The following is a 21,170-nucleotide window of genomic DNA, read 5'->3' as shown; positions in this document are numbered from 1 at the left end:
CGCGTCCCGAGAGGCCCGGCGCCGGTGCGCCGGGCCTCTCGCGCAGGCCGCCAGGCGGTACGGCCGCGCGGTGGTAGGCCTGCGCCGTGGCACGGCCGCGCCCCGCGGCGATGCGCCGGCGGCTGCCCTCAGATCAGCCGCGCGGCCCGGAAACGGCAGTGGAACGCGTGCTCGCGCGCCTCGGCCGCGGCCGCGTCGCGGTCCGCCGCCCGGATCGCGGCGACCAGGCGCGCGTGGTCGAGGTGGTCCTCGGGCCGCAGCTCGGCCCCGACGTCCGCGCGCAGGTAGTCGCGCAGCACATGGCCGAGGTCCGCGTAGAGCGCGGTGAGGACCTCGTTGTGCGAGGCCGCGACGACCGCCAGGTGCAAGGTCGCGTCGGCCTCCACGAACGACTCCGCGTCGCCGGAGTCCCAGGCCCGCTCGCGCCGCTCCAGCAGCGCGTCCAGCCGGTCGAGTTCGGCGGCGGTACGGCGCTGGGCGGCCAGCGTCGCGGCGGTCGTCTCCAGCGAGCCGCGCAGCTCCGCGACGTGCAGCGGCTCGGCGTCGGCGAACCTGCGCTGCATCACCCCGGCCAGTTCGCTGGTGGCCACCACGTAGGTGCCCGAGCCCTGCCGGATGTCCAGCAGCCCGTTGTGCGCGAGCGCCCGGACCGCCTCCCTGACGGTGTTGCGGGCCACACCCAGCTGCTCGACCAGTTCGGGCTCGGTGGGGATACGGCTGCCCACCGGCCACGCGCCGGAGGTGATCTCGGCGCGCAGCCTGGTGATCACCCGGTCCGCGAGCGGCTCCGGACGGGACACTCGGTCCATATTCATCCCATCATTCTATGATGGGTGGATGCGCGACGACGAACCACTGGCACTCGGCCCCGCCGACATCCACCTGACCAGCACCGACGCCGGCCCGGCGGCACCCGGCGCCGACGAGTCGGGCGCCGCGCGACCGGGCGCCCCCGCGCAGGCGCCGCACCCCGCGCCCTGGGTGCGCCGGCTCGTCCTCGCCGCCCTCGTCCTCGCCGCCCTCAACCTCCGCCCGGCGATCACCAGCCTCGGCGCACTGCTGAAGGAGGTGCGCGACGGCCTGGGCATGAGCGGCACCATGGCCGGACTGCTCACCTCGGTGCCGGCGGCGTGCTTCGCGCTGTTCGGCTTCGCGGCGCCCCGGCTGGCCCGCCGACGCGGCCCCGGCGCGGTGGTGTTCGCGGGGATGGTCGCCATCACCCTCGGCCTCGCGCTGCGCCCGCTGGCCGGCGGCACGCCGCTCTTCCTGGCCGCGAGCGCCCTGGCGCTCGCCGGCATCGCCGTGTCCAACGTGCTCATGCCGGTGATCGTCAAGCGGTACTTCCCCGACCGGGTCGGCACCGTCACCGGCGTCTACTCGATGGCGCTGTCGCTGGGCACGGCCGTCGCCGCCGCGGTCGCCGTCCCGCTCACCGACGCCATGGGCGGCAGCTGGCGGCTCGGCCTGGGCGTGTGGGCGCTGCTCGCCGCCATCGCCATCGCGCCCTGGGCCCCGCTGATACGCGACCGCTCGCAGGCGCCCGCGGCCGGCGGACATACCGCCCGGTCCCGTACGCCGGAGGAGGGTGCCGACCGCTCCCGTACGCCGCAGGGCGCCGCGACCGGCGCCGGCGCCGTCGAGGCGGGCGGCTCAGGGCGGATCGTCCGCAGCCGCACCGCGTGGATGCTGGCCTGCTACTTCGGCCTGCAGAGCACCAGCGCCTACGTCACCATGGGCTGGATGCCGCAGATCCTGCGGGACGCCGGGATCTCCGCGGGGGAGGCCGGCGTGATGCTCGCGGTGACCATGGCGCTGGGCGTGCCGGTGTCGTTCCTGCTGCCGCCGCTGGCCGCGCGGATGCACGCCCAGGGACCGATCGCCGTGGTGCTGGTCGTCTTCCAGGTGGCCGGGTTCGCCGGGCTGTGGGCCGCGCCGGCCGGCGCGCCGCTGCTGTGGGCGCTGCTGCTCGGCGTGGGCAACTGCGCCTTCCCGCTGGTGCTGACGATGATCGGGATGCGGTCGCGGTCCGGTCCCGGCGTGGTGCGGCTGTCGGCGTTCGCGCAGAGCACCGGGTATCTGATCTCCATCCCCGGGCCGATCCTGGTCGGCGCCCTCAACCAGGCCACCGGGGGCTGGGGCGTGCCGCTCGCCCTGATGATCGCGCTCGCCGCGCCCCAGCTGCTGTGCGGCGTGCTGGCCGGCCGCAACCGGCACATCGAGGACGAACTGTGACCCCGGGAACTGCGACCCCGGTGCGGACGGTCCGGGGCCCGGTGCCAGACTGAGTCCATGCCCGTACTCGAACCGAACCCCCCGCAGAGCCAGCGGCGCCTGCTGATCGTCTTCGGCCTGATGATGGGGGTGCCCGCGATCGTCGCGGTGGTGGCCACCATCGCCGCCCGCATGGGCTGACGCCCGCACCGACCGCCCTTCGCACCGCCCCGGCCCACCTCGCCCCCGGCGACCCCGAGGCAGGGGTGGGGACAACCCCACCATCCCTAGGGGGCCAGGGTCAGGGTCAAGTGGGTGGACGACCGGATGGGTCGCCGCCCGCCGCCCCCGTAGCGTCGAACTGCACCTGGACGAGCAGGACTTCCTCCAGGGGCCACGCAGCCGAAGCAGTCCGACGGTCCTCACGGAGGCGGTCACCGTGACCACGCAGTCCCCGCACCTCTACACCCGGCAGCCCGGGAAGCACGGCCCCGAGCGGCCGGAGCGGACGAAGGGCGACGGCGCGCAGACCCGGCTGCCCTGGTGGGCGGTCGCGCTGCCCGCGATCGCCTTCGCCACGCTGCTCACCCTGCTCTCGGCGGGCTCGGCCGGCGCGTCCGCGCCCTCGGGCAACGCGGACACCTTCGCCCGGATCGCCTCCGCGCTCGGTTCGTTCCTGCACCACTTCCTGTGAGGCTCCCGCGCCGCTCCCCGTGACGGCCCCCGCGCGGCTCCCGGCGAGCCCGCGAGCCGCCGCGAGCCCGCCGCACGGCGCGTCCGCGGGGCTTCGTCCACAGGGCTCACGGTCATCCCGCGCCTGACCGCCGGTTTTCTGGAAAGCTGAAGGGCATGACCGTCGACTCGACCCGCACCATCGTCCTGCTGAGGCACGCCAAGGCCGACTGGCCCGAGGTTCCCGACCACGAGCGGCCGCTGGCCGACCGCGGCCGCCAGGACGCGCCGGCCGTCGGACGCCGCTTCGCCGACGACGGCATCAGCCCCGACCTCGCCCTCTGCTCCACCGCCGCCCGCACCCGGGAGACCTGGAAGCTCGCCGCCCACGAGCTGCCGCACCGCCCGAAGACCGTCTACGAGGAGCGGCTCTACGAAGCCTCCCTCGGCGATCTGCTCGCCCTCCTCAACGAGACGCCGGACGAGATCGGCTCGCTGCTGGTCGTCGGCCACAACCCCGGCATGCACGCCCTGGCCGACGCACTGGCCGGCTCCGCCGAGGGGGACGCGCTGTCCCGGCTCAAGCGCGCCGGCTTCCCCACCGCCGCGTTCGCGGTGATCACCTTCTCCGGGTCGTGGAAGACCGTCGAGCACGGCGTCGGCCGGCTGACCGGCTTCTGGGCCCCGCACGAGGGCTGACCGCAGGGCGCGGGGGTCCGCGCGGCAGGCCGGGCGGCGGATACGGTCCCGGCGCCGCGGGTCGGGCGGCCGGTCCGGTCCCGGCGCCGCAGGTCGGGCGGCCGGTCCGGCGCGGTGGCGCGGGTCAGGCCGCCGGTCCGTCGTCCACCGCGTCGGCCGCCTCGATCTCCTCGCGGGTGATCCCCAGCAGGTAGAGCACCGTGTCCAGGAACGGCACGTTCACCGCGGTGTCCGCGGCCTCCCGGACCAGCGGCTTGGCGTTGAAGGCGACCCCGAGCCCGGCCGCGTTGAGCATGTCCAGGTCGTTGGCGCCGTCGCCGATCGCCACGGTCTGGCTCAGCGGCACCCCGGCCTGCGCGGCGAACTCGCGCAGCAGCCGGGCCTTGCCCGCCCGGTCCACGATCGGCCCGACGACCCTGCCGGTCAGCCGCCCGTCGACCACCTCCAGGGTGTTCGCGGCGGCGAAGTCCAGCCCCAGGCGCTCCCGCAGGTCGTCGGTGACCTGGGTGAAGCCGCCGGAGACCACCCCCACCTGGTAGCCCAGCCGCTTGAGGGTGCGCACCAGGGTGCGGGCGCCGGAGGTCAGCCGTACCTCGGCGCGGACCTTGTCCACCACCGACGCGTCGAGCCCGGCCAGCAGCGCCACCCGCGCGTGCAGCGACTGCTCGAAGTCCAGCTCGCCGCGCATCGCCGCCGCGGTCACCTCGGCGACCTGCTCCTCGCAGCCGGCGTGCGCCGCGAACAGCTCGATCACCTCGTCCTGGATCACCGTGGAGTCCACGTCCATCACCACCAGGCGCTGCGCCCTGCGCTGCAGCCCGGCCGGCACCACCGCGATGTCCACCCCGCGCGCCGACGCCTCCACCGCGAGCGCCGAGCGCAGCGCGGCCGGCTCGGCGCCCGACACCGCGAACTCCACCGCGGTGACCGGGTACTTGGCCAGCCGGAAGATCCGGTCGATGTTGCCGCCGACGCCGGTGATCAGGGACGCTATGGCCGCCGTGGACTGCGCGGTCAGCGGCCGGCCCAGCACGGTGACGTGCGAGCGGCCCTCGCCGCGCGGCCGGTTGTCGCCGATGCCGGAGATGATCTCGGCCTGCAGCTTCATGGCCTCGGCCCAGCCGTGCACGGTGGACCGCAGCTCGCCCTCGGCGCCGCGCGCCGGCGGCGCGGTCACCAGCGCGCACAGGACTATCCGGCCGCGGGTCACCACCTGCTCGATGTCCACGACGTCCACGCCGTAGCCGGCCAGCACGTCGAAGAGCCCCGCGGTGATGCCGGGCCGGTCCCGGCCGAAGATCTTGACCAGGAGCGTGGGCGCGTCGGGCGCGTCGGGCGCGGCCTCGGGGGTGCTCGTGCGCTGCGGGGCGTCGTGCCGGGCGTCTTCCATGGTCCCCCCACGGTACCGGACCGCCCGCGATCACATCCGTCCCGCCCTGCGGACAGCTCCGCGGGCCGCCCCGCCGACCGGCCGGTGCGCATCCGGTGTCGCCGGGTCGGCACGTAATCCGCACATGAGGGTGCGTTCTGTTACGAGACCGGGGCCTGCAATAGTTCCTCCCGATGTCAGCTATCCCTACACTCCCCTGCATGGGGGATCAATCGGGGGACAACCAATGGGGCATGGGGTGCCTGAACTCGTACTTGAGATAAACGGACAGACCTGGCCGCTGGACGGATCGCGGTCGTACGCACTGGGGCGGGACCCGCAGGGCGACCTCGTCCTGAACGACGCGCGGGTGTCGTGGCGGCACGCCACCATCCGCCGGGCCGAACGCGGTTGGGTGATCGAGGACCTCGGCAGCACCAACGGCACCTTCGTGCAGGGGCGGCGGGTGCAGCAGACCGAGGTGGGCCCCGGCTCCGCGGTGTACCTCGGCAACGCCACCGACGGCCCGCGGCTGCTCTTCACCGCGCCGCGGACGGCCGCCGCGCCTGCCGCGCCCGCGGCGGCCCCGCAGGCCGCTCCGCAGCAGCCCGCGTACCAGCGGCCGCCGCAGGCGCCGCACGCGCAGCCCCAGCCGCAGGCGTACGCGCAGGCCCCCGCCTACCAGCAGCAGGCCTACGCCCAGGCGGCCCCGGCGGCGCAGGCCCCGGCGGCGCAGGCCCCGGCGGCGCAGGCCCCGGCCGCGCCGGTCCAGGCGCCCATGCCGGCCGGCTGGGGGCAGCAGCCGCCCGCCCCGGTGCCCGGACAGCAGCCCGGCGGCTGGGGCCGACCCCCGCAGCAGCCGCCGGCCGCGGCGCGGCAGCCCGCCCCCGGCGGCCCCACGCCGGGCTACGGCGACCGCAGCCCGACCACCTTCCACCAGCTCGCGCTGGGCCGGGTGATGCGCATCGGCCGCGCGCTGGAGAACGAGCTGGTCGTCTCCGACCTCCAGGTCTCCCGCTACCACGCGGAGTTCAAGGCACACCCCGACGGCCGCTACGAGATCGTCGACCTCGGCAGCCACAACGGCACATACGTCAACGGCCAGCCGATCCAGCGCCACCTGCTCGGCCCGAACGACATCGTCGGCGTCGGCCACTCCACCTTCCGGCTGGTCGGCGACCGGCTGGAGGAGTTCGTCGACACCGGCGACGTCTCCTTCTCCGCGCGCCGGCTGTCGGTCACCGTGCCGCACGGCAAGACCACCAAGCAGATCCTCAAGGACGTCTCCTTCGGCGTCCCGGAGAAGTCGCTGATCGGCGTGATCGGCCCGTCCGGCTCCGGCAAGTCCACCCTGCTGCGCGCGCTGACCGGCTACCGGCCGGCCGACCAGGGCGAGGTGCTCTACGACAACCGGAACCTGTACAAGCAGTTCGCCGAGCTGCGGCAGCGCATCGGCCTGGTCCCGCAGGACGACATCCTGCACAAGGAGCTGCAGGTCAGGACCGCGCTGCGGTACGCCGCCAAGCTCCGGTTCCCCGGCGACACCGCGACCGCCGAGCGCGAGGCGCGGATCAACGAGGTGCTGCGCGAGCTGAAGCTCGACATCCACGCGGACAAGCGGATCACCTCGCTCTCCGGCGGCCAGCGCAAGCGCGTCTCGGTGGCGCTGGAACTGCTCACCAAGCCGTCGCTGATCTTCCTGGACGAGCCGACCTCCGGCCTGGACCCGGGCATGGACCGCGACGTGATGAAGCTGCTGCGGGGCCTCGCCGACGACGGACGCACCGTCCTGGTCGTCACCCACTCCGTGGCCGAACTCGCGCTGTGCGACAAGCTGCTGGTCATGGCGCCGGGCGGCTCGGTGGCCTACTTCGGCCCGCCGGACGAGGCGCTGGCCTTCTTCGGCTACGAGACCTGGGCCGACGTCTTCTCCGCCTTCGAGAACTACCGCGACTACGACTGGTCGGGACGCTGGCGCGGTTCGCAGCACTACCAGACCTACGCCGCGGACCTCGACGCCGCCGCGCCGCAGCAGGCGCACTACATACCGCAGCAGGCGGCCCGGCCGGCCAAGCCGCAGAGCTGGGGCTCCCAGCTGTTCACACTGGTCCGCCGCTACCTGTCGGTGATCATCTCCGACAAGGGCTTCATCGGGCTGATGGTCGTCCTGCCGGCGGTGCTCGGCATCGTCTCGGTGCTGATCCCGGCCGACAGCGGGCTGGGCTACGGCCCGCCCAGGTCCCATCTGCAGAACAAGGACGCGGGCACCATCCTGCTGATCCTCGCGGTCGGCGCGTGCTTCGCCGGCGCCGCCAACTCGGTCCGCGAGCTGATCAAGGAGCGGGTGATCTACGAGCGCGAACGCGCGGTGGGCCTGTCCCGGTCCGCGTACCTGATGTCCAAGATCATCGTGCTGGGCGTGATCACCGCCCTCCAGGGCGCGATCATCAGCGGCATCGGCTTCGCGCCGCGCAAGATGCCCCCGGCGGGCGTGATCATCAGGGCCCACCCGGGCTTCGAGATGGCGCTGGTCATCATGGCGCTCGGGTTCACCTCGATGATGTTCGGACTGATCATCTCCGCGCTGGTGAAGACCGCGGAGAAGACCATGCCGCTGCTGGTCATGTTCGCCATCGTGCAGGTCGTGTTCACCGGCGTGCTCTTCCAGCTCTTCGACAAGCCCGGCGTCGAGCAGCTCGCCTGGCTGATGCCCTCGCGCTGGGCGGTGGCGGGGGCCGGCACCACGGCCGACCTCAACACGCTCTTGCCGTGGGACCCCACGCACCGCTCGGTGGACGCGCTGTGGAAGCACAGCGCGGGCGCCTGGACGCTGGACATGGTGGTGCTGCTGGCGATGGGCGTCCTGTGCGCGTTCGTGGTGGCGCGGCTGCTGCGCCGGCACGAGCCGGAGGTCATGCGCAAGTAGTCCGCGCGAACGGCATCGTGCGAAAAGGGCGGTGGGACTCGCGAGTCCCACCGCCCTTTTGCTGCGCGTGAATTACCGCCGCGCGGCCGGGCCGATCAGTACGCGGAGTACACGTTGTCGATCGAACCGTACACGTGGTACGCGTAGTTGCACGCGGCGACGATGTTCGCGACCGGGTCGTAGACGTTCCACGAGGTGCCGTCGACGTGGTACGCCTGGAACGTCGGGTCGATGGTCTGCAGAAGGCCCTTGGACGGAATGCCGGCGGCGGCGTTGGAGTCCCACAGGTTGATGGCGTTGGGATTGCCGCTCGACTCGCGCATGACGTTGCGGTAAATGCCGTCGTAGGTGCCCGGAATGCCGTGCTGGCCCATGATGGACAGCGCCTGGCGGATCCAGCCGTCGAGGTTGTCCGGGTAGGTGACGGCCGGGGCCGGGGCGGCGGCCGGCTTCGCGGCGGCCTGCTTGGCCTTGAGCGCGGCCCGCTGCTCGGAGCGGTTGGCGGCGGCCTTCGCGGCGGCGCGCCGGGCGGCCTCGGCCGCGGCCCGCTTCCTCGCCGCGGCCCGCTCGGCCGCCTTCTTGCGCGCCGCGGCGTCCGCGGCGGCCTTCTTCCTGGCGGCCTCGGCCGCGGCCTTCTTCTTCGCGGCGGCGTCGGCGGCCGCCTTCTGGGCCGCGGCCTTCTTCTGGGCGGCGGCCTGGTCGGCGATCACGTGCTGCGAGCCCGAGTCGGACTTCGCGCCGCCGTCGCCGTTCTTCACCTTGTCGCCGGTGGCCGCCGAGTAGCCGGTCGGGTCGCCGACGGCGGCCGCGGAGGACCCTCCACCGGTCGCCTGCAGACCGGTGACCGTCAGAACAACAGCGGCCGCGGCGGCGGCTCCGGCCGCCGTGATCTTGTGCTTCTTGGACAGTCGGCCGATCTTGGGGATCGTGGGGAGCTGCATGCGGATTTACCTCTTCCGATTGCGGACTGGAGAATTCTTAGAGGGTCCGAAATCGGGGGTCAACGAGCTCCCCTACGACCTTTCCTCGTAGTTCGGCCGCAGGTCGCCGGGATATCCGCTGTTTTCGCCGAGGGGTGCGGGCGGCGAATTCACTAAGCTGCTTAGTATGTGACCTGCGTCCTATAGGTGAGGTCACACGCGAGGGCATCCGAGAGCACCCCTTCCATCGCCGATGGTGACGGAAGGGGTGCTTTATGTGATGCTTATTCAGATATCACTGTGTCCCGATTGCCCTGTTTTCTAGGGCTTTTCAGGGCAACAGCAGATTCACGTCGCCGAACTCGTGCCAGAGGTAGCGCCGGCGCAGCGCCTCGACGTACACCTCGCGCAGCAGCCGGTCGCCCGACAGCGCCCGCAGCATCAGCAGATGGGACGCCCGGGGCTCGTGCAGCCCGGTCAGCAGCCCGTCCACGACGCGCACCCCGCGCTCCGGGGTGACCACCAGCTCCGTCCAGCCGCGCGCCGCCCGCACCGCGCCGCCCCCGTCGACGGCCGACTCCAGGGCCCGTACGGCGGTGGTGCCCACCGCGATCACCCGGCCCCCGGCCGCCCTGACCGCGTTCACCTGCCAGGCCGTCGCCGCCGGCACCTCGTACGGCTCGGGGTACGGCGGCTCGTGCGCCTCGGCCGAGGCGACGCCGGTGTGCAGGGTGATCGGCGCGATCTGCACGCCCCGGCTGACCAGCGCCGCCACCATGGCCGCGGTGAACGGCCTGGCGCTCGGCATCTCGGCGGAACCGGGCCCGTGACCCGCGCCCGCGCCCGGTTCCGCCCCCGCGGCGGTCCGGGCGGCCTCGGCGAACACCGTCTGGTACGCCGCCAGCGGCTGGTCGCCCGCGGTGTAGTCGTAGCGGATCGGCCGGCCGTGCGCGGCCATCAGCGCATACGGGTCCACGCCCTCGGGCCGGGCCACCCACAGCCGGTCGCCGCGCCGGTCCAGCGGGCGCTCCAGCACCAGCGCGCCGCCCGGCACCTCGACGGCGCCGCCGGCCGGGCCGCCGGGCCTGCGCAGCGTCGTGCCGCGCCCGTCGGGCGTCCTGACCTCGACCACCCACCGGCCGTCGGTCGCCGTTCCCCCGCGGACGGCGGCACCCGGGTGGAGAAGTGCAGCACCACCTCCTCGCCGGCCAGCCGCCCGTCCACCGCGGCGGGCAGCGTCCGCGAGGTGTTCACCACCAGGACGTCCCCGGCGCGCAGCAGCGCGGGCAGCTCGGTGAAGGAGTGGTGGGAGACCGCCGCCCCCTCGCCCCCGCCGCGCCGGCCCCGCCGTCCCCGATGCCGCGCCGTCCGCCGCGGCCCCCGCCGTCTCCGCCCTGCCGGCCGACCAGCAGCCGTACCGCGTCCCGGCGCGGGGCGGGCGCCGCCGCCAGCAGCTCGGGCGGCAGCCGCAGGTCGTCCAGGCCGCCGCCGGGCGCGTCCCGCCCCCGGGCCTCCAGCCGGCCCGCCTCCTCGTCGCACGTCGGGCACACCACCTGCGCCGTCGCCGCGCTCACCGCGCACCCGCCCGCGTCAGCGTCTGCGCGACGTAGCGCCCGCTCGGCGTGTGCTCGTCCAGCAGCCGCAGGAACGCCGGCGCGACGTCCTCCGGCGCCGCGCGGTCGTCGAAGTCCGCGTCGTCCGGGACCGCCGCCGCGTACAGCTCGGTGCGCAGGTCGCCCGGGTCCACCCACCACACCCGTACGCCCGGCTCCTCCTCGGCCAGCACCGCCGACAGGTGGTCGAGCGCGGCCTTGCTCGCGCCGTACCCTCCCCACGTGGGGTACGCCTCCACCGCCGCGTCCGAGCTGATGTTCAGCACCGCGCCGCCGGCCGCCCGCAGCTCCGGCAGGGCCGCGCGCAGCAGCGCGAAGGGCGCGGTCACATTCGTCTCCAGCGCCGCGCGCAGGCCCTCCACCGGCAGCTCGGCCAGCGGGACCAGCGGCTCCGCGCCCAGCGCGCTGGCGTTGTTCACCAGCAGGTCCACCCCGCCCAGCGCCCGCGCGGCGGCCAGCAGCGCCTCCCGGTGCGCGGCGTCGGTCACGCTGCCCGGCACCCCTTTCACACGGACGCCCGGCGCACCGCGCTCCAGCCCGGCCACCGCCGCCCGCAGCGCCGCCGCGTCGCGTGCGTCGAGCACCAGGTCCCAGCCGCGCCCGGCGAGCGCGGCGGCCAGCGCCCGGCCGAGCCCCCGCGACGCCCCGGTGATGATCGCCACCGTCATGATCAGGCCCTCCTCGACCGGCCCGGTTCGGTACCGGACCACCTGGGCCCACCGTAGGAACGGCGCCGTGGCCGCCGCCTCGGCCGCTCGCCGCAGCCCGCGCGGGCACTTGGCCCTACGTCCGGGGCCGGTCCCGCCGCCGCGCCCGGCCTAGGCCGTACGGACCAGGACGGTACGTCCGCCGCCGCATACGGCCTGTCACCTGCGGCGGGTACCGTAAGGAGCATGTCCACCCGGCCGCCCGGAGGCGGAATCGAAGCGGTCAGCGCCGCGCTGCTGGCGATGAACCGCCGGCTGGAGGTGCGCGAGGTCCTGCAGACCATCGTGTCCTCCGCCCGCGAGCTGCTCGGCGCGCAGTACGCCGCGCTCGGCGTGCCGGACGACCACGGCGGCTTCGCGCAGTTCGTGGTGGACGGCGTCAGCGACGAGCAGTGGAAGGCCATCGGACCGCTGCCCCGCCAGCACGGCGTGCTCGCCGCGATGCTGCGCGAGGCCGAGCCGGTCCGGCTCGCCGACGTCCGCGACTTCGAGAGCTTCGCCGGCTGGCCGCGCGCCCACCCGGTGATGACGGACTTCATCGGCATGCCCGTCATGGACGGCGAGGAGATCCTCGGCGCGGTCTTCCTCGCGAACAAGGAGTGCGCAGGCCCACGGCAGGACCCCGGCGAGGACGTCGGCGAGGACGCCCGCAAGGGCTGCGGCTTCACCCAGGAGGACGAGCGCCTGCTGCGCATCCTCGCCGACCACGCCGCGATCGCCCTCACCAACGCCCGCCTGTACGAGCGCAGCCGCGAGCTGACGCTGGCCGGCGAGCGCGCCCGGATCGCCCACGAACTGCACGACGCCGTCTCGCAGAAGCTCTTCTCGCTGCGGCTGACCGCCCAGGCCGCCGCCGCGCTGGTCGACCACGCGTCGGGCCGCGCCAAGGAGGAGATCCGGCAGGTCGCCGCGCTCGCCGCGGAGGCCGCGGACGAGCTGCGCGCCGTCGTGGTCGAGCTGCGACCCGCCGCCCTGGACGAGGACGGCCTGGTCGCCGCGCTGCGCACCCAGGCCGACGTGCTCGACCGGGTGCACTCCGCCAGCGTCACCTTCCGCGCCTCCCGGGTGCGCGCCCTGCCCGCCGCCCAGGAGGAGGCGGTGCTGCGGGTCGCCCAGGAGGCCATGCACAACGCGCTGCGCCACGCCCACGCGGCCACCGTCGCGGTCACCCTGGAGGGCGGCCGGGACAGCGGCGACGGCACCGGCAAGGGCGTACTGCTGCGGGTCCGCGACGACGGCCGCGGCTTCGACCCCGACGCCGTGCGCCAGGCCGGACGGCACCTCGGACTGGTCTCCATGCGGGACCGCGCCGCCGGCGTCGGCGGCACGCTGACCGTCCAATCGGAGCCCGGCAAGGGCGCCGTCATCGAGCTGGAGGTGCCCGGTGGCTGACCACGTGATCCGCGTGCTGCTGGTCGACGACCACCAGGTGGTGCGCCGGGGCCTGCGCACCTTCCTAGAGGTGCAGGGCGACATCGAGGTCGTCGGCGAGGCGGCGGACGGCGCGGAGGGCGTCGAGCGCGCGCAGGAGCTGCGCCCCGACGTGATCCTGATGGACGTCAAGATGCCCGGCACCGACGGCATCGAGGCGCTGCGGCTGCTGCGCGACGCGCAGAACCCGGCCCGCGTGCTCATCGTGACCAGCTTCACCGAGCAGCGCACCGTCGTGCCCGCACTGCGCGCCGGCGCGGCCGGCGACGTCTACAAGGACGTCGACCCCGTCGCCCTCGCCGACGCGATCCGCTCCGTGCACGCCGGCCATGTGCTGCTCCAGCCCGAGGTCGCCGGGGCGCTGCTCTCCCAGGACCAGGGCGCGCCGTCGCCCGGCGGCAGGGCGGGCTCGCTGACCGAGCGCGAGCGGGAGGTGCTCGCGCTCATCGCCGACGGCCGCTCCAACCGCGAGATCGCGCGGGCGCTGGTGCTCTCGGAGAAGACGGTCAAGACCCACGTCTCCAACATCCTCATGAAGCTCGACCTCGCCGACCGCACCCAGGCCGCGCTCTGGGCGGTCCGCCACGACGCGGCGGGCTGAGCACGACACCCCGGCGCCCGCCGCTCGGCGCGCCCGCCGCTCCGTACGGCCCCCGGGCGGTCGCTACGGCCGTCGCCGCTCCGCCTCCTCCACGTACGCGTTGTACGCGGCCACCTGCGCGCGGCGCGCGGTGCGCTCGACCGGGCGCAGCAGCTCGGCGCGCGCGGCGATCTGCGACGCGCTGACCGCGCCGCCGTGGCCGTCGCCCGCGATGCCGACCAGCGCCGCCACCCGCTGGGCCAGCTCCAGCACCCGCACCGCGCGCGGCGGATAGCCCGGCGCGAGCACCTCGCGGCCCCGCTCGGCCCGCGCCCGGTACGCCTCCAGCGCCGCCTGCGCGGTCGGGCCCGCGCCCGCCACGTCCAGCCGCGACAGCGCCTCCGTCGCGTCGCGCAGCGCCTCGGCCAGCTCGCGCTCCGCCTCGCCCAGCGACGGCACATCGGCCGGCGGCGCGTCCCGCACCGGCAGGCACTGCCACTCCACGTCCACGTGCAGGTCCCCGGCCGGCCCGGCCTCGTGCACCTCGGGCACCAGCCCCAGCGCCACGCCGCCCACGGCGACCACCGCCTCGCCGGCGGCCATCGCCCGCTCGTTGAACTCCGGCGGACCGCTCAGCCCCAGCGGGTGCCCGGCCACCGGCAGCGCCAGCCGCAGGCCGGTCGCCCCCAGCGCCCGCAGTCGTCCGAGACCCAGCGTCAGCCCGACCGGGGCGTGCTCGCCCGGCAGGCCGGAGATCCGGTGCACGGCGTCCTCGGCCGTGATCCGCTGCGCGACGTCGTCCGGTGCGGCAAGTCCGGCAAGCAGGGCATTTCCCCATGCCGTCAGCCGTCCTGAGCGTGGTTCATCAAGCATGCCCCCCAGCCTATGGACTGGACCGGTCGCGCGGTGGCGTAAGTTTTCCCCGGGGACTGCCACCGACCGAGACGCGCGACACCGCGACACGACTGCAAGGGGAGACAACGCGCTCATGAGCGATGTACTGGAGCTGGTGGACGTATCGGTGGTCCGCGACGGACGGGCTCTGGTCGAGCAGGTCTCGTGGTCGGTGGCCGAGGGGGAGCGGTGGGTCATCCTCGGCCCGAACGGCGCCGGCAAGACCACCCTGCTCAACGTCGCCTCCAGCTACCTCTTCCCGACCACCGGCACCGTGCAGATCCTGGGCGAGAAGCTCGGCGGCGTCGACGTCTTCGACCTGCGCCCGCGGATCGGCATGGCCGGCGCCGCGATGGCCGACAAGATGCCGCGCCGCCAGACCGTCCTGCAGACCGTGCTCACCGCCGCGTACGGCATGACCGCCACCTGGCGCGAGGACTACGAGAAGGTCGACGAGGACCGCGCGCGGGCCTTCCTGGACCGGCTCGGCATGAACGAGTTCCTCGACCGCAAGTTCGGCACCCTCTCCGAGGGCGAGCGCAAGCGGACCCTGATCGCCCGCGCGATGATGTCCGACCCCGAACTGCTGCTGCTGGACGAGCCCGCGGCCGGCCTGGACCTGGGCGGACGCGAGGACCTGGTGCGGCGCCTGGGCCGGCTCGCCCGCGACCCGATCGCCCCCTCGATGATCATGGTCACCCACCACGTCGAGGAGATCGCCCCCGGCTTCACCCACGTCCTGATGATCCGCCAGGGCAAGGTCGTCGCCGCCGGCCCCATCGACCTCGAACTGACCTCCCGCAACCTGTCCGTGTGCTTCGGCCTGCCGCTGGTCGTCGAGCGCCGCGGCGACCGCTGGACGGCCGCGGGCCTGCCGCTGTCCTGAGCGCCGGTGCCGGGCCGGTTCCGCGCCGGTTCCGGGCGGGTCCCGGGTCGGCTCCGGGTCGTTTCCGCGCCGGTTCCGGGCGGGAAATCACCTGCGTACTGCCACAACTGCCCTCCGCAGCCCTACGATTGACCCCGTGGACGCATGGGTGTGGTGGCTGGTGGCGGCGGTGGGACTCGGGATACCCCTGGTGATCACGGCGATGCCCGAATTCGGGATGTTCGCCGTCGGCGCCGTGGCCGGGGCGGCCGCGGCCGGCATGGGCGGCGGCATCGTCGCGCAGGTCGTCACCTTCGTGGTGGTCTCGGTCGCACTGCTGGTCTTCGTGCGCCCCCTGGCGTACCGCAACCGCCAGCGTCCCGAGCAGCGCAGCGGCGTCGAAGCCCTCAAGGGCAAGCAGGCCGTGGTGCTGGAACGGGTCGACGGCGGCTCGGGCGGCCGGATCAAGCTGGGCGGCGAGGTGTGGTCGGCGCGGTCCCTGGACAGCGACCGGACCTTCGACCCCGGACAGCAGGTGGACGTGGTGGAGATCGACGGAGCCACCGCCGTGGTGATGTAGGGCGCAGCCAACCGGCCGCCCGGAGCGGGGAATTCGCCGAACCCGCCCGCGGCGCGCCTACTGTCTGCGACAATTGATCATGTCGTAGTACGTGACACTTCCGGAACCAACCGGCGCGGGAGCGGCCATGCAGCCCATCATCATCGTCCTGATCATCCTGGTGGTGCTCGTCTTCATCGCGCTGATCAAGACGGTCCAGGTGATCCCCCAGGCCAGCGCCGCCATCGTGGAGCGCTTCGGCCGCTACACCCGGACCCTCAGCGCAGGGCTCAACATCGTCGTCCCGTTCATCGACACCATCCGCAACCGCATCGACCTGCGCGAACAGGTCGTGCCGTTCCCGCCGCAGCCGGTCATCACCCAGGACAACCTGGTCGTCAACATCGACACCGTCATCTACTACCAGGTGACCGACGCCCGCGCCGCCACGTACGAAGTCGCCTCCTACATCCAGGCGATCGAGCAGCTCACCGTCACCACACTGCGCAACATCATCGGCGGCATGGACCTGGAACGCACCCTGACCTCCCGCGAGGAGATCAACGCGGCGCTGCGCGGCGTCCTCGACGAGGCCACCGGCAAGTGGGGCATCCGCGTCAACCGCGTCGAGCTGAAGGCCATCGAGCCGCCCACCTCCATCCAGGACTCGATGGAGAAGCAGATGCGCGCCGACCGCGACAAGCGCGCCGCGATCCTCACCGCCGAAGGCGTCCGGCAGTCCCAGATCCTCACCGCCGAGGGCGAGAAGCAGTCCCAGATCCTGCGTGCCGAGGGCGAGGCCAAGGCCGCCGCGCTGCGCGCCGAGGGCGAGGCCCAGGCGATCCGCACGGTCTTCGAGTCCATCCACGCCGGCGACCCGGACCAGAAGCTGCTCGCCTACCAGTATCTGCAGATGCTCCCCAAGATCGCCGAGGGCGACGCCAACAAGCTGTGGATCATTCCCAGCGAGCTGAACGACGCACTCAAGGGCCTCGGCGGCATCGTGAACATACCGGGCATGCCCGGCGGCGGTGGCGGCGGCAACGGCGGCGCGGCCCCCGCGACTACCCCGGCGCCGCGGCGCGAGTCCCCGCACTTCGACAAGGACTGACGCCCCAGCGACACGGACCGACTCCGGTGCGGCGAGCAGCGGAGTCCGGTTCGCCGAGGACCGCCGCCCAGCCGCCCGCGCGGCTGTGACATGATCCAGCGCTATGTCCCCAGCACAAGCCCTGGCCGTCTTCGCGGCCAGCGCCGGCGCGGGCACCATCAACACGATCGTGGGCTCGGGAACGCTGATCACGTTCCCGGTCCTGCTCGCCGTCGGCCTGCCGCCCGTCACCGCCAACGTCTCCAACACCCTCGGCCTGGTCCCCGGCTCGGTGACCGGCGCGATCGGCTACCGCCGGGAACTCGCCGGACAGCGGCCCCGGGTGCTCCGGTTCGGCGCGGCCTGCCTGGCCGGCGGCGCGACCGGCGCGATCCTGCTGGTCACCCTGCCGTCCAAGGCCTTCGACGCGATCGTGCCCGCCCTGGTCGCCGTCGCCCTCGTCCTGGTCGTGCTCCAACCCCGCCTGTCCCGCGCCCTCCAGGCCCGCAGGGAACGCGAGGGCACCACCGCGCCCCTGCACGGCGGCGCCCTCCTGACCGCCGGCCTCGCCCTCGCCAGCGTCTACGGCGGCTACTTCGGCGCGGCCCAGGGCGTCATCTACCTGTCCCTGATGGGCCTGCTGCTCGACGACACCCTGCAACGCCTCAACGGCCTGAAGAACGTACTGGCCGCCCTCGTCAACGGCGTCGCCGCGGTGCTCTTCATCATCGTCGCCCACATGGACTGGGCGGCCGTCGGGCTCATCGCCGCCGGCGCCACCCTCGGCGGCGTCATCGGAGCCCGGGTCGGCCGCCGCCTGCCGCCCACCGCGCTGCGCGCGCTCATCGTGGTGGTCGGCGTCGTCGCCATCGTGCAGCTGATCCTGCGCTGAGGATCACGCGGGCAGCGCCAGCCACTCCGGCAGCGCCTCCCGGTCCCGCACGCCCAGCGCCAGCAGCAGCGCGTCCGCCGGCGTCGGCTCGAACGGCCGCACCAGCAGCCGCATCCCCGCCTGCTCCGGCGTACGGTCCGCCTTGCGCTGGTTGTCCTCCGCGCACGCGGCCACCGTGTTCAGCCAGGTGTCGCCGCCGCCGCGCGACCGCGGCTGCACATGGTCCACGGTCGTCGCCCGGCGCCCGCAGTAGGCGCACCGGTGCCGGTCACGGACCAGCACCCCGCGCCGCGACCACGGCGCCCGTTGTCGGAACGGCACCCGCACGTACCGGCACAGCCTGATCACCTGCGGCAGCGGGACGTCCACATCGGCCGCGCGCACCCGCAGCCCGGGGTGCGCCTGTTCGACCACGGCCTTGTCCTGCATCACCAGGACCACCGCACGCCGCAGCGACACCGTCGACAGTGGCTCGAAACTCGCATTCAACACCAGCGTGTCCCGCACGTCCGCCCACCTCCCGAGCCCGGTCCGCCCCCCTCGGGCGAAGCAGCACCACTGTGCCCCCGGCCACTTTCGGCCGACAACGCAATTTCACCCGTGGAAGGGGCGCGGGGGAACAGGGAAGCGGAGCGGAGGGACGGGCGGACGGACGGTGGGGCGGACGGACGGACGGGCGGGCGGGTGGAAGAAGGCGGGGCTCAGCCCGCCGCGGGGTTCTCGTACGTGCCGATCAGCTGGGCCCGCCCGATCGCGTGGAAGCGCAGGTTGAAGCCGACCACCGCAGGCGAGGAGTCCGCGTCGGCCTCCAGCTTCTCCTGGTCCACCGCGTACACCGTGAACACGTAGCGGTGCGGTCCGTCCCCGGGCGGCGGCGCGGCCCCGCCGAACTCCCGCGTCCCGTAGTCGTTGCGCACCTGCACCGCGCCCTGCGGCAGCCCGGCGAAGTCCCCGGACCCCGCGCCGCGCGGCAGCTCGGTCACCGACGCAGGGATGTCGAACACGGTCCAGTGCCAGAACCCGCTGCCGGTCGGCGCGTCCGGGTCGTAGCACGACACCGCGAAACTCTTCGTGCCCTCCGGGAACCCCTCCCACCGCAGATGCGGCGAGAGATTCCCCCCGTCGAACACCTGGTCCTCCTTCAGCGGCGCACCTTCCGACACGTCGTCGCTGACCACCGTGAACGCCGCCACCGGCGGATGGAAGTCATGGGGGAGCGGCCGCCGCGCTTGCTCGGACACCTCGGTACCTCGATCCTGATCGCTGCACTGACGCTGCACTGACGCTGCACTGAACTGACACAGCCGAGCCTAGGACCCTAGAACCAGTTCCGCTTGGCCCCCACCTCGGCCAGCCACTGGTGGAGGTACTGCGCCCAGTCGGTCTGCTCGAACGCGTCCAGGTCCATCGTGAACGAGCGGTGGGTGTCGCTGCCCGCGCTGAACAGCCCCGGCTTCTTGTCCATCTCCAGCACCACGTCCATCTCCCGGCCGTCCGCCACGAAGGTCAGCTCCACCTCCGACAGCCCGCGGTACCGGCTCGGCGGCCGGAACTCGATCTCCTGGTAGAACGGCAGCCGCTGACGCGTGTGGTGCAGCCGCCCCTTCTCCAGGTCCGCGCTCTTGAACGCGAAGCCCAACTGCCCGAACGCGTCCAGCAGCGCCTCCTGTGCCGGCAGCGGGTGCACGTTCACCGGATCGAGGTCGCCCTTGTCCACCGCACGGGCGATGGCCAGCTCCGTCGTCACCCCCACCCGCATCCCGGTCAGCGTGCGGCCCATGAACATCGTCACCGGAGTCTCCCACGGCACCTCCATCGTGAACGGCACGTCGTGCACCGCCCCCGGAGCGATCACGAACTCCCCGCCGATCCGCTCCCGGTGGAACTCGATGTTCTGGTGGTACTCCGTCTCCCTGCCCTGCGCGTCCGTGCGGTCCACCTCGACCCGCGCCTGCAGGCCCACGGACAGCCCCTCGATCCGCTGCTCGACCGAGCCGCCCTGGACCCGCACCGACCCCTGCACCGTGCCGCCCGGCACCACATCGGCCGCCAGCAGCTCGGTCTCCACCGAAGCCCCGCCGGCGCCCAGGCTTGCCAGCAGCTTCTTGAACCCCATCCGTCCACCCTCCGCAGCAGTCGGTCGACGACGTCGACCACTCGGACGACGTCTCGGACGACGCCGACCACATCGACGACGTTGAAGACTACGAACGCCGTCGGCCGCCGAACGGTTCCACCGGCCCCGCCCCGCCCCCGCCGGCTGGGCTACGCTCCTGCGACGTGATCAGCACATCAGAACGGACCCCGCTCGCCCGCGCCTTCTTCGACCGGCCCGTCCTGGAGATCGCCCCCGACCTGCTCGGCCGCGTCCTGGTCCGCAGCACCCCGCACGGCCCGATCGAACTGCGCCTGACCGAGGTCGAGGCGTACGACGGCCCCAACGACCCCGGCTCACACGCCTACCGCGGCCGCACCGACCGCAACGCCGTCATGTTCGGCCCACCCGGCCACGCCTACGTCTACTTCACCTACGGCATGTGGCACTGCCTCAACCTGGTCTGCGGCCCCGAAGGCCGCGCCGCCGGAATCCTGCTGCGGGCCGGCGAGATCGTCCAGGGCGCCGAACTGGCCCGCGCCCACCGCCCCACCTCCCGCAAGGACAGCGACCTGGCCCAGGGCCCCGCCCGCCTGGCCACCGCCCTGTCCGTCGGACGGGACCTCAACGGCTCCGACGCCTGCTCCGGCGACGGCCCCTTCCGCGTCCTCACCGGCACCCCGCCCCCGCCCGCCCTGATCCGCACCGGACCCAGGACCGGCGTCGGCGGCGACGGCGCCACCCACCCCTGGCGCTACTGGATCGACGGCGACCCCACCGTCAGCCCCTACCGCGCGCACGCCCCGCGCAAGCGCGCGGTGAAAAGGACTGGCCCGACCCCGTAGTCTCGGACACGCTTGACCACAGGCAGAGAGCCGATCCAAGGAGACACGGACACCGTGACGGACATCGTCGACGAGCTGCGGTGGCGGGGCGTACTCGCCCAGACCACCGACGAGCAAGCCCTGCGCAAGGCGCTCGCGGACGGTCCCCTCACCCTTTATTGCGGCTTCGACCCGACCGCGCAGAGCCTCCACGTCGGCCACCTCACCCAGATCCTGGCGCTCCGCCGCTTCCAGCTCGCCGGCCACCGGCCGATCGCCCTCGTCGGCGGCGCCACCGGACTCATCGGCGACCCGAAGCCCAGCGCCGAGCGGGTGCTCAACGACGTCGAGACCGTCCGGTCCTGGGTCGCCGCGCTGCGCGGCCAGCTCGCCGCCTTCCTCGACTTCGACACCCCCGGCCCCACCCAGGCGGTGATGGCCAACAACTACGAGTGGACCGAGGGGCTGTCCGCCCTCGCACTGCTGCGCGACTACGGCAAGCACTTCAGCGTCAACACCATGCTGGCCCGCGAGACGGTCAAGAGCCGCCTCGACGGCGAGGGCATGAGCTACACCGAGTTCAGCTACGTGATCCTCCAGTCGCTGGACTTCCTGGAGCTGTACCGCGCCTACGGCTGCACCCTGCAGATCGGCGGCAGCGACCAGTGGGGCAACATCACCGCCGGCCTGGACCTGATCCGCCGGATCGCCGGCAACCAGCCGCACGGGCCCGCCCACGCCCTGACGCAGAACCTGCTCACCAAGGCCGACGGCACCAAGTTCGGCAAGACCGAGGGCGGCGCGGTCTGGCTCGACCCCGAGC

21 protein-coding genes and 1 pseudogene (1 of these 22 running past the window's edge) are annotated in these 21,170 nt (G+C 73.6%); 13 read left to right on the top strand and 9 right to left on the bottom strand.

Features of this window, described 5'->3' with window-relative positions; translation table 11 throughout:
• Positions 1-128: 128 nt before the first annotated feature.
• Positions 129-809, bottom strand: a complete 681-nt coding sequence (locus VSR01_RS07185) for a FadR/GntR family transcriptional regulator (RefSeq protein ID WP_326453531.1) — start codon at positions 807-809, stop codon at positions 129-131.
• A 28-nt stretch (positions 810-837) separates the two neighbouring features.
• Between VSR01_RS07185 and VSR01_RS07180 the strand changes: the two genes are divergently transcribed.
• From VSR01_RS07180 to VSR01_RS07165, 4 genes are all read left to right on the top strand, one after another.
• Positions 838-2,232 (top strand): CynX/NimT family MFS transporter, encoded by a 1,395-nt coding sequence (locus VSR01_RS07180; RefSeq protein ID WP_326448435.1) that lies wholly within the window; start codon positions 838-840, stop codon positions 2,230-2,232.
• 57 nt (positions 2,233-2,289) lie between these two features.
• Positions 2,290-2,412, top strand: a complete 123-nt coding sequence (locus VSR01_RS07175) for an SGM_5486 family transporter-associated protein (protein ID WP_326448434.1) — start codon at positions 2,290-2,292, stop codon at positions 2,410-2,412.
• A gap of 238 nt (positions 2,413-2,650) precedes the next feature.
• The gene (locus tag VSR01_RS07170) at positions 2,651-2,905 is read left to right on the top strand and encodes a hypothetical protein (protein WP_326448433.1); all 255 of its coding nucleotides are present in this window, start codon (positions 2,651-2,653) and stop codon (positions 2,903-2,905) included.
• Positions 2,906-3,060: 155 nt separating this feature from the next.
• Positions 3,061-3,582, top strand: coding sequence for a SixA phosphatase family protein (locus VSR01_RS07165; RefSeq protein WP_326448432.1), 522 nt, complete (start codon positions 3,061-3,063; stop codon positions 3,580-3,582).
• 124 nt (positions 3,583-3,706) lie between these two features.
• On the opposite strand, the gene serB is transcribed toward VSR01_RS07165, so the two are convergent.
• Positions 3,707-4,972 (bottom strand): phosphoserine phosphatase SerB, encoded by a 1,266-nt coding sequence (gene serB, locus VSR01_RS07160; RefSeq protein ID WP_326448431.1) that lies wholly within the window; start codon positions 4,970-4,972, stop codon positions 3,707-3,709.
• Between the two features lie 226 nt (positions 4,973-5,198).
• On the opposite strand from serB, the gene VSR01_RS07155 reads away from it, so the two are divergent.
• Positions 5,199-7,877 carry an FHA domain-containing protein gene (locus VSR01_RS07155; protein ID WP_326448430.1) on the top strand — a complete coding sequence of 893 codons (2,679 nt, stop codon included), beginning with the start codon at positions 5,199-5,201 and terminating at the stop codon, positions 7,875-7,877.
• Between the two features lie 95 nt (positions 7,878-7,972).
• Here VSR01_RS07155 and VSR01_RS07150 read toward each other — a convergent pair whose 3' ends face one another.
• From VSR01_RS07150 to VSR01_RS07135, 3 genes and pseudogenes are all read right to left on the bottom strand, one after another.
• Entirely contained in the window at positions 7,973-8,818 is an 846-nt protein-coding gene (locus VSR01_RS07150; RefSeq protein WP_326448429.1) for a transglycosylase SLT domain-containing protein, read from the bottom strand.
• Positions 8,819-9,128: 310 nt separating this feature from the next.
• Positions 9,129-10,336, bottom strand: a pseudogene (locus VSR01_RS07145) (S-adenosylmethionine:tRNA ribosyltransferase-isomerase).
• 31 nt (positions 10,337-10,367) lie between these two features.
• On the bottom strand, positions 10,368-11,078 hold the full coding sequence (locus VSR01_RS07135) for an SDR family NAD(P)-dependent oxidoreductase (RefSeq protein ID WP_326453530.1): 711 nt from the start codon (positions 11,076-11,078) through the stop codon (positions 10,368-10,370).
• A gap of 225 nt (positions 11,079-11,303) precedes the next feature.
• Here VSR01_RS07135 and VSR01_RS07130 point away from each other — a divergent pair, with 225 nt between their 5' ends.
• Both VSR01_RS07130 and VSR01_RS07125 read left to right on the top strand, forming a co-directional pair.
• Entirely contained in the window at positions 11,304-12,509 is a 1,206-nt protein-coding gene (locus VSR01_RS07130) for a GAF domain-containing sensor histidine kinase (RefSeq protein WP_326448428.1), read from the top strand.
• The gene (locus VSR01_RS07125) at positions 12,502-13,149 is read left to right on the top strand and encodes a response regulator transcription factor (protein WP_326448427.1); all 648 of its coding nucleotides are present in this window, start codon (positions 12,502-12,504) and stop codon (positions 13,147-13,149) included. The genes VSR01_RS07130 and VSR01_RS07125 overlap by 8 nt, the downstream gene beginning before the upstream one ends.
• A gap of 63 nt (positions 13,150-13,212) precedes the next feature.
• Here VSR01_RS07125 and VSR01_RS07120 read toward each other — a convergent pair whose 3' ends face one another.
• Positions 13,213-14,001 carry a hypothetical protein gene (locus tag VSR01_RS07120; RefSeq protein WP_326448426.1) on the bottom strand — a complete coding sequence of 263 codons (789 nt, stop codon included), beginning with the start codon at positions 13,999-14,001 and terminating at the stop codon, positions 13,213-13,215.
• Positions 14,002-14,116: 115 nt separating this feature from the next.
• Here VSR01_RS07120 and VSR01_RS07115 point away from each other — a divergent pair, with 115 nt between their 5' ends.
• The 4 genes from VSR01_RS07115 to VSR01_RS07100 all read left to right on the top strand — a co-directional run bounded on the left by VSR01_RS07115 (position 14,117) and on the right by VSR01_RS07100 (position 17,428).
• Positions 14,117-14,908, top strand: a complete 792-nt coding sequence (locus VSR01_RS07115) for an ABC transporter ATP-binding protein (protein WP_326448425.1) — start codon at positions 14,117-14,119, stop codon at positions 14,906-14,908.
• Between the two features lie 136 nt (positions 14,909-15,044).
• Positions 15,045-15,467 carry an NfeD family protein gene (locus VSR01_RS07110; RefSeq protein WP_326448424.1) on the top strand — a complete coding sequence of 141 codons (423 nt, stop codon included), beginning with the start codon at positions 15,045-15,047 and terminating at the stop codon, positions 15,465-15,467.
• A 127-nt stretch (positions 15,468-15,594) separates the two neighbouring features.
• Entirely contained in the window at positions 15,595-16,557 is a 963-nt protein-coding gene (locus VSR01_RS07105; protein WP_326448423.1) for an SPFH domain-containing protein, read from the top strand.
• Positions 16,558-16,660: 103 nt separating this feature from the next.
• Positions 16,661-17,428, top strand: coding sequence for a sulfite exporter TauE/SafE family protein (locus VSR01_RS07100; protein ID WP_326448422.1), 768 nt, complete (start codon positions 16,661-16,663; stop codon positions 17,426-17,428).
• Positions 17,429-17,431: 3 nt separating this feature from the next.
• Here VSR01_RS07100 and VSR01_RS07095 read toward each other — a convergent pair whose 3' ends face one another.
• From VSR01_RS07095 to VSR01_RS07085, 3 genes are all read right to left on the bottom strand, one after another.
• Positions 17,432-17,935 carry an HNH endonuclease gene (locus VSR01_RS07095; protein ID WP_326448421.1) on the bottom strand — a complete coding sequence of 168 codons (504 nt, stop codon included), beginning with the start codon at positions 17,933-17,935 and terminating at the stop codon, positions 17,432-17,434.
• Positions 17,936-18,129: 194 nt separating this feature from the next.
• Complete coding sequence (locus VSR01_RS07090; protein WP_326448420.1) at positions 18,130-18,669, bottom strand: YbhB/YbcL family Raf kinase inhibitor-like protein; 540 nt, start codon at positions 18,667-18,669, stop codon at positions 18,130-18,132.
• A gap of 77 nt (positions 18,670-18,746) precedes the next feature.
• Entirely contained in the window at positions 18,747-19,544 is a 798-nt protein-coding gene (locus VSR01_RS07085) for a sporulation protein (RefSeq protein WP_326448419.1), read from the bottom strand.
• Between the two features lie 164 nt (positions 19,545-19,708).
• On the opposite strand from VSR01_RS07085, the gene VSR01_RS07080 reads away from it, so the two are divergent.
• The gene (locus VSR01_RS07080; protein WP_326448418.1) at positions 19,709-20,368 is read left to right on the top strand and encodes a DNA-3-methyladenine glycosylase; all 660 of its coding nucleotides are present in this window, start codon (positions 19,709-19,711) and stop codon (positions 20,366-20,368) included.
• A gap of 54 nt (positions 20,369-20,422) precedes the next feature.
• On the top strand, positions 20,423-21,170 hold the 5' portion of the coding sequence (tyrS, locus tag VSR01_RS07075) for a tyrosine--tRNA ligase (protein ID WP_326448417.1). It continues 527 nt past the right edge of the window; the window shows 748 of its 1,275 coding nt (coding positions 1-748); its start codon is at positions 20,423-20,425; its stop codon lies beyond the right edge, outside the window.

Source organism: Actinacidiphila sp. DG2A-62 (genome assembly GCF_035825295.1).
Taxonomy (GTDB): Bacteria; Actinomycetota; Actinomycetes; order Streptomycetales; family Streptomycetaceae; genus Actinacidiphila.
Note: the sequence above shows the minus strand (reverse complement) of the source record. Positions and strands in the feature narration are given on the sequence as shown.